The sequence below is a fragment of the Streptomyces inhibens genome, assembly GCF_022221585.1.
Classification (GTDB): domain Bacteria; phylum Actinomycetota; class Actinomycetes; order Streptomycetales; family Streptomycetaceae; genus Streptomyces; species Streptomyces inhibens.
Genome location: NZ_CP084681.1, coordinates 7,058,004 through 7,072,434, shown reverse-complemented (window position 1 = coordinate 7,072,434; position 14,431 = coordinate 7,058,004). Strand labels below are relative to the sequence as shown.

Annotated in this window: 14 protein-coding genes; 3 read left to right on the top strand and 11 right to left on the bottom strand. The window is 71.0% G+C overall.

All coding sequences use genetic code 11. The features are described from left to right. Positions 1-123 precede the first annotated feature (123 nt). The 7 genes from truB to rimP form a co-directional block, all read right to left on the bottom strand. The gene (gene truB / locus KI385_RS32080; RefSeq protein ID WP_238575566.1) at positions 124-1,053 is read right to left on the bottom strand and encodes a tRNA pseudouridine(55) synthase TruB; all 930 of its coding nucleotides are present in this window, start codon (positions 1,051-1,053) and stop codon (positions 124-126) included. After that, positions 1,050-1,505, bottom strand: coding sequence for a 30S ribosome-binding factor RbfA (gene rbfA / locus KI385_RS32075; RefSeq protein WP_006602773.1), 456 nt, complete (start codon positions 1,503-1,505; stop codon positions 1,050-1,052). The genes truB and rbfA overlap by 4 nt, the downstream gene beginning before the upstream one ends. Before the next feature lie 66 nt (positions 1,506-1,571). Further along, entirely contained in the window at positions 1,572-1,865 is a 294-nt protein-coding gene (locus KI385_RS32070; protein ID WP_238575565.1) for a DUF503 domain-containing protein, read from the bottom strand. Between the two features lie 149 nt (positions 1,866-2,014). Further along, positions 2,015-5,110 (bottom strand): translation initiation factor IF-2, encoded by a 3,096-nt coding sequence (gene infB, locus KI385_RS32065; protein ID WP_238575564.1) that lies wholly within the window; start codon positions 5,108-5,110, stop codon positions 2,015-2,017. 175 nt (positions 5,111-5,285) lie between these two features. Further along, positions 5,286-5,564, bottom strand: a complete 279-nt coding sequence (locus KI385_RS32060) for a YlxR family protein (protein ID WP_128511620.1) — start codon at positions 5,562-5,564, stop codon at positions 5,286-5,288. 139 nt (positions 5,565-5,703) lie between these two features. Further along, on the bottom strand, positions 5,704-6,696 hold the full coding sequence (gene nusA / locus KI385_RS32055; RefSeq protein ID WP_128511619.1) for a transcription termination factor NusA: 993 nt from the start codon (positions 6,694-6,696) through the stop codon (positions 5,704-5,706). A 2-nt stretch (positions 6,697-6,698) separates the two neighbouring features. After that, on the bottom strand, positions 6,699-7,232 hold the full coding sequence (rimP, locus tag KI385_RS32050) for a ribosome maturation factor RimP (protein WP_238575563.1): 534 nt from the start codon (positions 7,230-7,232) through the stop codon (positions 6,699-6,701). A gap of 160 nt (positions 7,233-7,392) precedes the next feature. Between rimP and KI385_RS32045 the strand changes: the two genes are divergently transcribed. From KI385_RS32045 to KI385_RS32035, 3 genes are read left to right on the top strand one after another with little or no spacing between them, the layout of a single operon-like run. Then, positions 7,393-7,905: a hypothetical protein gene (locus tag KI385_RS32045; protein ID WP_238575562.1), complete on the top strand. Its 513-nt coding sequence runs from the start codon at positions 7,393-7,395 to the stop codon at positions 7,903-7,905. Further along, positions 7,902-8,408 carry a ferritin-like domain-containing protein gene (locus KI385_RS32040; protein ID WP_425356994.1) on the top strand — a complete coding sequence of 169 codons (507 nt, stop codon included), beginning with the start codon at positions 7,902-7,904 and terminating at the stop codon, positions 8,406-8,408. Before KI385_RS32045 ends, KI385_RS32040 begins: the two co-directional genes overlap by 4 nt. A gap of 49 nt (positions 8,409-8,457) precedes the next feature. Continuing rightward, complete coding sequence (locus tag KI385_RS32035) at positions 8,458-9,363, top strand: aminoglycoside phosphotransferase family protein (protein ID WP_238575561.1); 906 nt, start codon at positions 8,458-8,460, stop codon at positions 9,361-9,363. 327 nt (positions 9,364-9,690) lie between these two features. Here the strand turns inward: KI385_RS32035 and KI385_RS32030 are convergent, their stop codons facing one another. From KI385_RS32030 to ispG, 4 genes are all read right to left on the bottom strand, one after another. After that, entirely contained in the window at positions 9,691-11,400 is a 1,710-nt protein-coding gene (locus tag KI385_RS32030; protein WP_238575560.1) for a proline--tRNA ligase, read from the bottom strand. 113 nt (positions 11,401-11,513) lie between these two features. Continuing rightward, positions 11,514-12,050, bottom strand: a complete 537-nt coding sequence (locus tag KI385_RS32025) for a GNAT family N-acetyltransferase (protein WP_238575559.1) — start codon at positions 12,048-12,050, stop codon at positions 11,514-11,516. 40 nt (positions 12,051-12,090) lie between these two features. Beyond that, a complete protein-coding gene (locus tag KI385_RS32020) occupies positions 12,091-12,936 on the bottom strand; it encodes a GNAT family N-acetyltransferase (RefSeq protein ID WP_238575558.1) in 846 nt (281 codons plus the stop codon). 175 nt (positions 12,937-13,111) lie between these two features. Further along, entirely contained in the window at positions 13,112-14,269 is a 1,158-nt protein-coding gene (gene ispG / locus KI385_RS32015) for a flavodoxin-dependent (E)-4-hydroxy-3-methylbut-2-enyl-diphosphate synthase (RefSeq protein ID WP_128511612.1), read from the bottom strand. Positions 14,270-14,431 lie beyond the last annotated feature (162 nt).

The window sequence follows — 14,431 nt, the reverse complement described above, 5'->3', positions numbered from 1 at the left end:
TGGCCGGGGCCGGAGCGTATGTGCACGCTCCGGCCCCGGCCATCAGCTCTCAGCGGTCGGGACCAGCCCCACCGGCCCGTCCGCAGACGCCCCCTGGACGCCCGTAGGCACCCCGAGACGCCCCTAGATCGCGAACACCGCCAGGCTCTTCGCCTTCCCGCCCTGGTTCTCCACCAGCGCCAGGAACGTGCCGTCCGGCCCGAACGTCGCGACCGGTCCGTCGCCCTCGAAGCGCGGCATCGCGATCCGCGCGCCGTTGAGCAGCAGCCGCGCCTGTGCCTCGGTGACGTCCCAGCGGGTGAACGCCGCGGCGGCCGCGTCACCGACCGGCATGATCGGCAGCCCCTCCCCCTCGGGATCGTCGACCGCGGCCTGGAGCTGTTCGAGGGTGCGCGCCCGGTCCAGCTTGTACGGGCCGACGCGAGTACGCCGCAGGGCGGTCAGATGGCCGCCGACACCGAGCCCGGCGCCCAGATCGCGGGCCAGGGCGCGGATGTACGTCCCCGACGAGCACTCGACGGAGACCAGCAGATCGGTCACCGGGGTGCCGTCCTCGGCCTCGGCCTCGTGCGCGGAGTGCACCACGAACGAGGAGACGGTGACCGGACGGGCCGGGATCTCCACCTCCTCGCCGTCGCGGACCCGCGAGTACGACCGCTTGCCGTTGATCTTGATGGCGCTGACCTTCGACGGCACCTGCATGATCGCGCCGGACAGCCGGGCGACACCGGCGTCGATGTCCTCACGGGCGATGCCGTGCGCCGCCTTGGACGCGGTGATCTCGCCCTCGGCGTCATCGGTGACCGTGGTCTGCCCCAGCCGGATCGTGCCGACGTACTCCTTCTCCGTCAGCGCGAGATGGCCGAGCAGCTTGGTCGCCCGTTCGAGGCCCAGGACGAGCACGCCCGTCGCCATCGGGTCCAGGGTGCCGGCGTGCCCGACCCGGCGGGTGCGGGCCATGCCGCGCATCTTCGCCACGACGTCGTGCGAAGTGAAGCCGGCCGGCTTGTCGACGATGACAAGACCGCCCGGCTTGTTGCTCTCACGCTTCATTCTGCCGCGGTGCCCTCGTCGTCCTCGTCCTCGCCCGGCTTGCGGTACGGGTCGGCCTCACCGGCGTACTGGGCGCCCGAGGACACCTCGCGCACCTTGGCGTCCTCGGCCCGTGCCTTGGCGAGCAGGTCATCGATCGTCTTGGCGTTCTCCGGCAGGGCGTCCGCCACGAATGCCAGGGTCGGCGTGAACTTCGTGCCGGCCGCGGCCCCGACCGCCGAGCGCAGGATGCCCTTGGCGCTCTCCAGCCCGGCAGCGGCGCTGGCGCGGTCCTCGTCGTCTCCGTAGACCGTGTAGAAGACCGTAGCCTCCCGCAGGTCGCCGGTGACCCGGGTGTCCGTGATGGTCACATGCGAGCCGAGCCGCGGGTCCTTGATACCGCGCTGCAGCTTCTGGGCGACCACCTCCCGGATGAGGTCCGCCAGCTTCTTCGCCCGCGCATTGTCGGCCACTGGTCCGTCTCCTTCTTGTCTTCCACAATTGTGCTTCCACCGGCAGCGACGTGTCCGGTCATGAGGTCAGTCGTCGTCGCCGTGCAGCCGCCGGTGTACCGACAGCAGCTCCACTTCGGGCCGTGCGGCGACCAGGCGCTCGCAGCGGTCCATGACATCGGTGAGATGCCCGGCGTCCCCGGAAACCACCGCCAGGCCGATCGTGGCCCTACGGTGCAGATCCTGGTCCCCGACCTCCGCGACGCTCACCGCGTACTTGCGGTGCAGCTCGGCGACGATCGGGCGGACGACGGAGCGCTTCTCCTTCAGCGACCGTATGTCGCCGAGAAGCAGGTCAAAGGACAGCGTCCCTACGTACATGCAAAACGGGTAAAGCCACCCGTGGGGCCTTCGGGGCACCGCCCAGCGTCAGCCGGGGGCGTACGTGTCTTTTCGAACCGTACACGCAACGGCCGGGGCCGATCGACGGAGTTTTCGCTCCGCCGACCGGCCCCAGTACAGCTACGCGATCAGCCGCGCGGCTTCTCCCGCATCTCGTACGTCGCGATGACGTCGTCGACCTTGATGTCGTTGAAGTTTCCGAGGTTGATACCGCCCTCGAAGCCTTCGCGGATCTCGGTGACGTCGTCCTTGAAGCGACGCAGACCCTGGATGTTGAGGTCCTCCGCGACCACCTTGCCGTCGCGGATGAGGCGCGCCTTGGTGTTGCGCTTGACCTCGCCGGAGCGGATGAGCACACCCGCGATGTTGCCGAGCTTGGACGAGCGGAAGATCTCGCGGATCTCCGCGGTACCGAGCTCGACCTCCTCGTACTCCGGCTTGAGCATGCCCTTGAGGGCCGCCTCGATCTCCTCGATCGCCTGGTAGATGACCGAGTAGTACCGGACGTCGACGCCCTCGCGCTCGGCCATCTGCGTCGCACGGCCTTCGGCGCGGACGTTGAAGCCGATCACGATCGCGTCGGAGCCGGTCGCCAGGTTGATGTCCGACTCGGTGACCGCACCCACACCGCGGTGCAGGATGCGGATCTCGACCTCTTCGCCGACGTCGAGCTGGAGCAGCGAGGACTCGAGAGCCTCCACCGAACCGGACGCGTCGCCCTTGATGATGATGTTGAGGTCCTGCACCAGGCCGGCCTTGAGCACCTTGTCGAGGTCCTCGAGGGACACCCGGCGGGTGCGCTTGGCGAAGGCGGCGTTGCGCTCGCGCGCCGCGCGCTTCTCGGCGATCTGACGGGCCGTACGGTCCTCGTCGACCACCAGGAAGTTGTCGCCGGCACCCGGGACGTTGGTCAGACCCAGGACCAGGACGGGGGTCGACGGACCCGCTTCCTCGACATTGTTGCCGTTGTCGTCGAGCATCGCGCGGACTCGGCCGTAGGCGTCACCGGCGACCATCGTGTCGCCGACGCGGAGGGTACCGCGCTGGACGAGGACGGTGGCGACGGCGCCGCGACCGCGGTCGAGGTGGGCCTCGATCGCGATACCCTGCGCGTCCATCTCCGCGTTGGCGCGCAGATCGAGCGAGGCGTCCGCGGTCAGGACGACGGCCTCGAGCAGCTGGTCGATGTTCAGACCCTGGCGGGCGGAGATGTCGACGAACATGGTGTCGCCGCCGTACTCCTCGGCCACCAGACCGAACTCGGTGAGCTGGCCGCGCACCTTGGTCGGGTCGGCGCCCTCGACGTCGATCTTGTTGACCGCGACCACGATCGGCACATCGGCCGCCTTGGCGTGGTTCAGGGCCTCGATCGTCTGCGGCATGACACCGTCGTTGGCCGCCACCACGAGGATCGCGATGTCGGTCGACTTGGCACCACGGGCACGCATGGCGGTGAACGCCTCGTGACCCGGGGTGTCGATGAAGGTGATCCGACGCTCTTCGTCGTTGACCTCGGTCGCGACCTGGTAGGCACCGATGTGCTGGGTGATGCCGCCGGCCTCGCCCGCGATGACGTTCGTCTTGCGGATCGCGTCGAGCAGTCGGGTCTTACCGTGGTCGACGTGACCCATGACGGTCACCACCGGCGGACGGGAGACGAGCATCTCCTCGCCGCCCTCGTTCTCGCCGAACTCGATGTCGAAGGACTCGAGCAGCTCGCGGTCCTCCTCCTCCGGGCTGACGATCTCGACGACGTAGTTCATCTCGTCGGCGAGCAGCTGCAGCGTCTCGTCGGAGACCGACTGCGTCGCGGTGACCATCTCGCCCAGGTTCAGCATGACCTGGACCAGCGACGCCGGGTTGGCGTTGATCTTCTCGGCGAAGTCCGTCAGCGAGGCACCGCGCGACAGGCGAACCGTCGCACCGTTGCCGCGCGGCAGCATGATGCCGCCGACCGACGGGGCCTGCATGGCCTCGTACTCCTGACGCCTCTGCCGCTTCGACTTACGGCCACGACGCGCCGGACCGCCGGGACGGCCGAACGCACCCTGCGTGCCACCACGGCCACCGGGACCACCCGGACGACCGGCGAAGCCGGGACGACCGCCGAAGCCGCCGCCACCACCGGGGGCGCCGCCACCGGGACGACCGGCGAAACCGCCGCCGCCACCCGGACGACCGCCGCCACCGCCACCGGGACGACCGGCGAAGCCGCCGCCACCACCGGGACGACCGCCGCCGCCACCGGGACGACCGGCACCCGCGGGACCGCGACCGCCGCCGCCACCGGGGCCCGGACGCGGGCCGGCAGCGGGACGCTGCGGCATCATGCCCGGGTTCGGACGGTTACCGCCGCCGCCGGGACGCGGAGCGCCACCGGGAGCGGCACCCTGCGGACGAGGCATGCCACCGGGAGTCGGACGGGCGCCGCCCTGACCCTGCGGACGGGGGCCACCCTGGCCGCCCTGCGGACGCGGGGCGCCGGGGCCACCCTGGCCGCCGGGACGCGGGGCGCCACCGGGACGGGGGGCCTGCGGACGGGCCATGCCCGTGGAGCCACCAGAGGTGAAGGGATTGTTGCCCGGACGGGGACCGGACGGACGCGCACCACCGGGACGGCCGCCCTGGCGGTCGCCACCGGGACGCGGCGCGCCGCCGCGGCCCTGACCACCCTGCGCGGGCGCCGGACGGGCCGGACGCGGGCCGGGGGTGGCACCGGGACGGGGAGCCGACGAGCCGGCGGCGGGAGCGGCCGGCGCGGACGGCGGAGCCTGGAACTCGGGCTGCGCGGGCGCAGCCGGAGCGGGCTTGGGTGCCGCGGCCTTCGGGGCCGGCGCGGGGCGCGGGCCCGGCGTCGGGCCGGCGGCGGGGGTCGTGCTCTTGGGCGCCACGGGGGTCACCGGCGCCTCGGGGGCGGCCGGAGCCGGAGCCGCGGGGCCCGGCTTGGGGGCGCCCGGCTTCGGGGCAGCAGGACGTGCCGCCTGCGCCGGGGACGGCGCGGACGGCTTCGCGGGGGCCGACTTGCGCGGCGCCGCGGGCTTACCGGCGGCGCGGCCATTGCCGCTGCCTGCCTGGAAAGCGTCGGTCAACTTGCGAACAACCGGCGCCTCGATCGTCGAGGACGCCGAACGGACGAATTCACCAAGTTCTTGGAGCTTGGCCATGACGACCTTGCTCTCAACGCCGAACTCCTTGGCGAGTTCGTATACCCGGACCTTAGCCACTTCGCTCCTTCTAGGTCCGGGTTGTCCACCGGACCGTCGCTACTTCATGGGCGTACTCATCGCGTACTCATCGAGTGCTCATCGCAATCTCGACCTACTTCCGACTCGCGAGGTACCTGACCGCACGGTTTTCCGTGCGCTGTTCGTCTTGCTGTGCGTTATTGCAATGGCGGCTTCAACCGGCGCCCCGCTCGAGGGACCGACGCAACGCCGCCGTGTCGAACGGTCCCCGGCCCCGAAAGGCCCGGGGGAACGCCCGGCGGCGAACCGCCAGGTCGAGGCAGACCAATGTCGGGTGCACGTAAGCACCCCGGCCGGGCAGCGTACCGCGAGGATCGGGGACACACTCACCCTCGATCTCCACGATGCGCAGCAAATCGCCCTTGGCCGCTCGCTCCCGGCATCCCAGACACGTGCGCTCAGGGCATGCGCGGGCATGCGTCCGGCCAGACACTGCTTAAGTCTACCTCCCCGCGCCAGCCCTACCCCGATGGGGTAAAGGCCGGAGCGCTGCTCAGAATTCCCGGCGGACGGCCGCGGCACCACCGAATTTCCCGGAGGGCCGCGGCGCGCGCCGGCTACCGCAGGTGATTTCAGCCCTGCGGTGCGTGCTGCTCGGTGTCCGGCCGGATGTCGATCCGCCAGCCCGTGAGGCGGGCGGCGAGCCGGGCATTCTGCCCTTCCTTGCCGATGGCCAGCGACAGCTGGTAGTCGGGGACGGTGACCCGGGCGGAGCGCGCCGCCAGGTCCACGACCTCGACCTTGCTGACCCGGGCCGGCGACAGCGCGTTCGCCACCAGCTCGGCCGGGTCGTCCGACCAGTCCACGATGTCGATCTTCTCGCCGTGCAGCTCGGCCATCACGGCGCGCACCCGGCCGCCCATCGGGCCGATGCAGGCACCCTTGGGGTTCAGCCCCGAGCGCGTGGACCGCACCGCGATCTTCGTACGGTGCCCGGCCTCCCGCGCGATGGCGGCGATCTCCACCGACCCGTCGGCGATCTCCGGCACCTCCATGGCGAACAGTTTCTTCACCAGATTGGGATGGGTGCGCGACAGCGTCACCGAGGGACCGCGTACGCCCTTGACCACCCGTACGACGTACGAGCGCAGTCGCGTGCCGTGCGTGTAGTCCTCACCGGGGACCTGCTCCTGCACCGGCAGCATGGCCTCCATCCGGCCGATGTCGACCAGGACGTTCTTGGGGTCCTTGCCCTGCTGGACGACGCCGGTGATGACATCGCCCTCACGTCCGGCGAACTCGCCGAAGGTGATCTCCTCCTCGGCGTCCCGCAGCCGCTGCAGGATGACCTGCTTGGCGGTGGTCGCCGCGATGCGCCCGAAGCCGGACGGGGTGTCGTCGAACTCGCGCGGTTCGGCACCCTCCTCCAGATCCTCCGGGTCTTCCTTCGCCCACACCGTCACATGGCCGGTGCTGCGGTCCAGCTCCACCCGCGCCCGCCGGCGGCTGCCTTCGGTGCGGTGGTAGGCGATGAGGAGGGCCGACTCGATCGCCTCGACCAGCAGGTCGAACGAGATCTCCTTCTCCCGCACCAGACCCCGCAGGGCACTCATGTCGATATCCACGGCTACGCCTCCTCCTTGTTCTCGTCGATCTTCTCGTCGTGCTGCGCGTCGCGCTTGTCGGACTTGCGGTTGAACTCCAGCTCGACACGCGCCTTGGCGATCTCGTCGAACAAGACCCGGCGTGCGCTCGGCTTGCGCCCCTTGACACCCGGCACCTCAAGATCAAGTCCGGCGTCGTCGACGGCGATGATCCGGGCCACCAGCTCCCCACCCTCGTGGAGTTGGGCCTTGATGAGCCGGCCGACGGCGCGGCGGTAGTGCCGCAGCTCGGTCAGCGGCCGGTCGGCGCCCGGCGACGTCACCTCGAGGGTGTACGGCGCGCCGCCCATCACCTCGGAGTCGTCCAGGACCTGGGAGGCCTCGCGGCTCAGCTCGGCACACTCGTCCAGCTGGACGCCCTCGTCGGAGTCGACCACGATCCTCAGTACCCGCCGCTTGCCTGCCGGTGTCACCTCGATCTCTTCCAGATCCAGGTCTCGCGCGGCGACGAGCGGTTCAAGCAATCCGCGCAGCCTCTCGCTCTGGGTGGTGCTCATCCGGGTGACTCCTCGGCCGCGTGTGCTGTTGTGGGTAGGTCGCGTGTCGGGTCAAAGCCTATCGGTTCCGGCGGGGTACTGACGATTCGGTGGGTGGTCACGGATACTCTCGCCTGCGGTGATCACTACGAAAGACCCCGGGAAGTGCAACGTGCCGAAAGTGGCGCTCACGCGCAGAAGGACCCTGCTGGCCGGTGCCGCCCTCGGGGGCGCCGCCCTGCTCACGGGCTGCTCCGAGGACTCCGGCCCCGACCGGGCCGAGCACTCCTCCGCCGCCGACCGACTGCGCGAGCGCTCGGCCCGCGACAGTACGACCCTGCTGACCCACTATGACGCGACGCTCGCCGCACACCCGGCGCTGGAGTCGCGGCTGCGCCCGCTGCGCACCGAAGTCGCCCGGCACGCCGAGGCGTTCACCGACGACCGCACCCCCGCGCACGACGCCGGCGCCTCCGCATCCGGCCGGCCGTCGCACGCCGCGCGGCCGTCCGGCCCCCCGGTTTCCCAGGACGAACGGGCCGCCCGCACGGCGCTCGCCGACGCGGAGCGCAAGCTCGCCGACGCCCGTACCCAGGCACTGACCACCGCACCCCCCGAGCTGGCCCGGCTGCTCGCCTCGGTCGCCGCGTCCGGCGCGGTCCACGCCTACCTGCTGACGGAGCCGACCGCATGAGCGAGACGAGGGGCGTGCACACGATGGCGAACAGGCACGAGGACGAGCTGACGGCGGTGCAGGCAGCGCTGGCCGCCGAGCACGCAGCCGTGTACGGCTACGGCGTGGTCGGCGGCCGCATCGCCCGCAACCGGCGCACCGAGGCCCAGACGGCGTACGACGGACATCGCGCCCGCCGGGACGCACTGCACCGCGAGGTACGCGATCTGGGCGGCACCCCGCAGGCCGCGGCCGCCGCCTACGAACTGCCCTTCCCGGTCCCCGACGCGGCCGCCGCGGCCCGGCTGGCGGCGGAGCTGGAGGACCGCCTGGCCGCCGTCTACGCGGATCTCGTACGGGCCGGCGGCAAGGCCAGGCGCCGGGAGGCGGCGGCCGCGCTGCGCGAGGCGGCAGTGCGGGCGGTGCGCTGGCGCGGCAGCGGCGTAGCCTTCCCTGGGCTCGTGGAGCGGGCCACGGCCGCCGCTCCGTCCGGCTCCGCGAGCGCCTCCGCCGACGCGCTCTGAACGACCGGCCGCCCCGCGGTCTCCGCCCCAGGAAAAGGACAGCTCAAGCATGGCAACGGCACCCATCGAACCACCGCAGCGGTTGGTGAGTTCGCTGAGCGGCGATCAGGACGGGCGGGAGTGGCTCACAGCGCTGCCGACACTGGTTCAGCACCAGCTGGACGCCTGGGACCTGACGCTGGAACGGGTGCACGCCCCCGGTGGCCGCAGCAGCCTGCTCGCACTCGTACACCAGCAGGACGGGACCCCCGCGGCGCTCAAATTCCCGGTACCCGGCCGGGCGTCCGCACACGAGGCGGCAGCACTGGAGATATGGGACGGCTGGGGCGCCGTACGACTCCTGCGCTCCGACGACACGACCGGCGCACTGCTGCTGGAGCGCCTCCAGGCCGGGGTGTCGCTCCGCTCGCTCCCCGAGGCCAAGGCCCTCCTGGAGGCAGCCGGCACGGTACGCCGCCTCTGGGTAGCGCCAAGCGCACCCCACCCCTTCGAGACCCTGTCCGGCCGTACCGCACAAGCCACCGAAGCACTACGCACGGCCGAAGAACTGCCCCCCACAGCAGCCCCCTTGGTGGACGAGGCACTGGAACTACGCCGCACCCTCCCCACCACATCCGACGAAGAGTTCCTCCTGCACGGCGCATTCCGCCAGGGCAAGGTCCTGGCCGGCGACCGCTCGCCCTGGCTGGCGATCGGCCCGTCCCCCGTGGTCGGCGAGCGCGCATACGACCTCGCCGCACTGGTACTGGACCGCTTCGAAGACCTGATGGCCGGCTCCGGCGCGTCCGCCGCGGCCCGCCGCCGAGTGACCAAGCTGGCCGACTCCCTGGACGTGGACCGGGACCGCCTCCGCGACTGGACCCTCTACCGCGCGGTGGACACGGCCGTACGAGAGCTCGCAACGGGCGACCGCCAACGCGGCGAACTACTACTGGAGTTCGCCGCCTGGCTTTAGCCCCACGAGGCGCCCCACCGACCGGTCGGCCGCGTACGGACCGGAGGGGCCGTACCGGGGTGTCCACGCAGCGGGACCTGCGCCAACAGCGGGCTCATTCTGCGCACGCACCCGAGGGCGCATGCCCCGTGGGGGTGCCCCCGGCCGGAGGCTGGGGGAGAGATACCCCGGTGCGGCACCGACCTCACCCACGTACAACAGGCGCACCCCACGGACACCAGCTCGGCAACGGCGAAATGGCGACACCCAGCGCCGAAATCGGTTCGGCACCAAAAGCACGACGCTGCCGGCCACAGACCGACAGCGCCGCATCACACATCACTCACATCACGCGCTGAGACGAGCAACAGCCTCCTCGACCGTCATCTCCTCACGCTCACCCGTCCGCCGGTCCTTGACCTCGACGACCCCCTCCGCGGCCCGCCGCCCGGCGACCACGATGGTCGGCACACCCAGCAGCTCCGCGTCGGTGAACTTCACACCCGGCGAGACACCCGCCCGGTCGTCGACCAGCACCCGCAGCCCCGCCGCGCCGAGCCGCTCCCCGACCTCCAGCGCGAGCTCGGTCTGCTTGGCCTTGCCGGCCGCGACGACATGCACATCGGCCGGCGCGACCTCACGCGGCCAGCACAGCCCCGACTCGTCGTGGGTCTGCTCGGCGAGCGCGGCCACCGCACGGGACACACCGATGCCGTACGAGCCCATGGTGACCCGGGCCGGCTTGCCGTTCTGCCCGAGCACATCGAGCTCGAAGGCGTCCGCGTACTTGCGCCCGAGCTGGAAGATGTGGCCGATCTCGATGGCACGGTCGATCTTCAGGCCGGTGCCGCACTTGGGGCAGGGGTCGCCGGGCTCGACGACCACCACGTCGAGGTAGTCGTCGACCTCGAAGTCACGGCCGACGACGACGTTCTTGGCGTGCCTGCCCTCCTTGTTGGCGCCGGTGATCCAGGCGGTGCCGGGGGCGATGCGCGGGTCGGCGATGTAGCGGAACGCCTTGCCGGCCAGGCCCTGCGGGCCGACGTAGCCGCGGACCAGGTCGGGGCGGTCGACGAAGTCCTCGGCGGTGACCAGCTCGACGGTGGCCGGCGCAAGGTGCTCGCCGAGCTTGCCGAGGTCGACCTCGCGGTTGCCGGGGACACCGACCGCGACGATCTCGCCGTCGACCTTGACCAGGAGGTTCTTCAGGGTCGCGGACGCCGGCACACCGAGGTGCTCGGCGAGCGCCTCGATGGTCGGGGTGTCGGGGGTGTCCAGCTCCTCGACGGGGCCGTGCGCGCCGCCGTCGACCGGCGCGACCTTGACCGTCACGGCCTCGGTGTTGGCGGCGTAGTCGCAGGACGGGCAGTCCACGAAGGTGTCCTCACCGGCCGAAGCGGGCGCCAGGAACTCCTCGGAGGCGGAGCCGCCCATCGCGCCGGAGACGGCGGAGACGATGCGGTAGTCCAGACCCAGACGCTGGAAGATCTTCTGGTACGCCTCGCGGTGCAGCGCGTAGGACTGCGCCAGCCCCTCGTCGGTGGTGTCGAAGCTGTACGAGTCCTTCATCTGGAACTCGCGGCCACGCAGCACACCGGAGCGGGGGCGGGCCTCGTCGCGGTACTTGGTCTGGATCTGGTAGAGGATCACCGGCAGGTCCTTGTAGGACGTGCACTGATCCTTGACCGTGAGGGTGAAGATCTCTTCGTGGGTGGGGCCGAGGAGGTAGTCGGTGCCCTTGCGGTCCTTGAGGCGGAAGAGCAGGTCGCCGTACTCCTCCCAGCGGCCGCTGGCCTGGTAGGGCTCCTTGGGCAGCAGCGCCGGCAGCAGGACTTCCTGGCCGCCGATGGCGTCCATCTCTTCGCGCACGATGCGGGAGACGTTCTCCAGGACCTTCTTGCCCAGCGGCAGCCACGTCCAGATGCCGGCGGAGGAGCGGCGGACGTACCCGGCGCGGACGAGCAGCTTGTGGCTGGCGGTCTCGGCGTCGGCCGGGTCGTCGCGCAGTGTCTTGATCATCAAGCGGGACATGCGCTGGACCTGTGCGGCGTTGGCCATGGGAGTTTCTCCTGCGTAAGAAAGGTGACTCCCAGGAGGTTAGCCGCAGGGGTGTGGCGCAAGGAAATGCGTTCCACCACAGGCGGCCGGCCGGGCCGGGCGGAACGGCGCCTTCAGGGCCGCAGCAGCGGCAATGTCGCCCCCATCACGGCATACGGCGTGGGCGCGCTGGGGAACAGCACCCGCCGCGCGATATCGCGGTAGCCGAGCGAGCGGTACAGCCCCCGGGCCGGACTTTCGATGTCGATCGCGGACAGGATGGAGCGCGGTTCGCTCGCCTCGTCCGTGATGCGGGTGATCAGCGCCCGGCCGATGCCGCGGTGCTGGTAGGCGGGGTGGACATGCAGCTCGGTGATGGTGAAGGAGTCGTCGAGCCAGTGGTCCAGGCCCTCACTGCGCAGATAGGGCTCGACGACGGTGGACCACCAGTGGGCGCGGTCGTTGGGCATGCCGTAGACGAAGCCGACGAGCCGGCCGGCGGAGGTGGTGGCGCCGAGGGCGCGGGCGCCGGTGCAGCCGAGATGGCGCAGCACGATGTGCCGGCGGACGGCGATCTCCTCGTTGCTCAGGCCGAAGGCGAGCGCTTGGACGGCGAGCGCGTCGTCCACCCGGGCAGCGAGATCGAGGGGGCCGACCGCGACGTCATCCATGGTCGGAGCGTACAAGGCGGCGGCTCGGAACGGCGCCGGGTCAGAACAGTACGCTCATGAACGCGCCGACTTCCTCGAAGCCCACCCGGCGGTAGGAGGCGCGGGCGGCGGTGTTGAAGTCGTTGACGTACAGACTGACCACGGGCGCGACATCGCTGAGCGCATAGCGCAGCACGGCCGCCATGCCCGTCTCGGACAGTCCCTTGCCGCGGTAGGCGGGGTCGACCCAGACGCCCTGGATCTGGCAGGCTCGGTGGGTGGCGGCGCCGATCTCGGCCTTGAAGATGACCTTGCCGTCCTCGATGCGGGCGAAGGAGCGGCCGGAGCCGACGAGTTCGGCGACCCGGGCCTGGTAGAGCAGCCCGCCGTCGCCCGCCATCGGGGAGATGCCGACCTCCTCGGTGAACATGGCCACGCACGCGGGCATGATCAGGTCCATCTCGTCCTTGCGGATCCGCCGGACGTACGGGTCGGGGGCGATCTCGGCGGACGGCGAGGTGGTGACCATCAGGGGCTGGTGGGCGCGGATCTCGCGGGCCGGGCCCCAGTACGGTTCCAGGAGCGACCACAGCTCGGCGGTGGGGCCTGCGGGCCCGACGATGGAGGAGCAGCGGCGGCCCTGGCGGCGGGCGCGTTCGGCGAAGCCGCGGATGGCTTCGGAGGTGGCGCAGACGGGGACGAGGTTGGCGCCGGCGTAGCACAGCGATTCCAGCCGGCCGTCGACGTACCAGCCCCACATCTCGCCGCCCAGCCGCCAGGGGTCGAGGCCGGCGATCTGTACGCGGGCGGCGACAAAGGCATTGGCGACCGGATCGCGGTCCAGGACCGCGAGAGCGTCGTCGAGCTCTCCGGGCTCGAGGACCTTGATGGTGGTGGTCGTCAGCACGTGTCGGAATGCCTCACCGTTACGGGCCTGGGAGGCCAGGCGGGAGCAGGTCTTGGCACTTTACCTCCACCTGCACGGGAGCACCCGGCCGCTGCGGTGGCAAGTGCCCCGGGCAGCCGTGAGCCCCGCGGCCCGGGGCGGGCGGCGGGGCTCGGCGGCTGTACGGCGGGGTGGGTCAGCCCGCGGCGGAGACGACCGGGCTGCCGGAGGCGACGCCGTCCTTCTCCATCTGCTCGGCGATCTTCATGGCCTCTTCGATCAGGGTCTCGACGATCTTCGACTCGGGGACGGTCTTGATGACCTCGCCCTTGACGAAGATCTGGCCCTTGCCGTTGCCGGAGGCGACACCGAGGTCGGCCTCGCGAGCCTCGCCGGGGCCGTTGACGACGCAGCCCATGACGGCGACGCGCAGCGGCACCTCCATGCCCTCCAGGCCCGCGGTGACCTCGTCGGCGAGCTTGTAGACATCGACCTGGGCGCGGCCGCAGGACGGGCAGGAGACGATCTCCAGACGGCGCTGGCGGAGGTTGAGCGACTCCAGGATGGAGATGCCGACCTTGACCTCTTCGGCGGGCGGCGCGGACAGCGAGACCCGGATGGTGTCGCCGATGCCCTCGCTGAGCAGCGCGCCGAAGGCGACGGCGGACTTGATGGTGCCCTGGAAGGCGGGACCGGCCTCCGTGACGCCGAGGTGGAGCGGGTAGTCGCACTGGGCGGCGAGCTGGCGGTAGGCGTTGACCATCACGACCGGGTCGTTGTGCTTGACCGAGATCTTGATGTCGCGGAAGCCGTGCTCCTCGAAGAGGGACGCCTCCCACAGCGCGGACTCGACCAGCGCCTCGGGGGTGGCCTTGCCGTACTTCTGCAGCAGGCGGCGGTCCAGGGAGCCGGCGTTCACGCCGATACGGATGGGGGTCCCGGCATCGGAGGCCGCCTTGGCGATCTCCTTGACCTTGTCGTCGAACTGCTTGATGTTGCCGGGGTTCACCCGGACCGCGGCGCAGCCGGCGTCGATGGCGGCGAAGACGTACTTCGGCTGGAAGTGGATGTCCGCGATGACCGGAATCTGCGACTTCCTGGCAATGATGGGCAGCGCGTCGGCATCGTCCTGCGTCGGGCAGGCGACCCGGACGATCTGGCATCCGGAGGCCGTCAGCTCGGCGATCTGCTGCAGCGTCGCGCCGATGTCGGACGTCCGCGTCGTCGTCATCGACTGCACCGAGACCGGTGCGTCTCCGCCCACGGCGACCGTACCGACCTGGATCTTGCGGCTGACCCGGCGGTCGGCGAGCTTGGTCGGTACGTCCGGCATTCCCAGTGAAATGGCAGTCATCTGGCGAGCAACCCCAAGGTATGGATCAAGGTCCCGAATCGGCGGGCTCCGGTCTTCGAGATTACGGCACAGGGGTTGCCGTAAGCACATCGCTCCCCTGTGCCCCCTCGAAAGGGGGCGGCCGGACACCCCCAAACGCCTCGGGTGTGCCCGGCCGCCGCC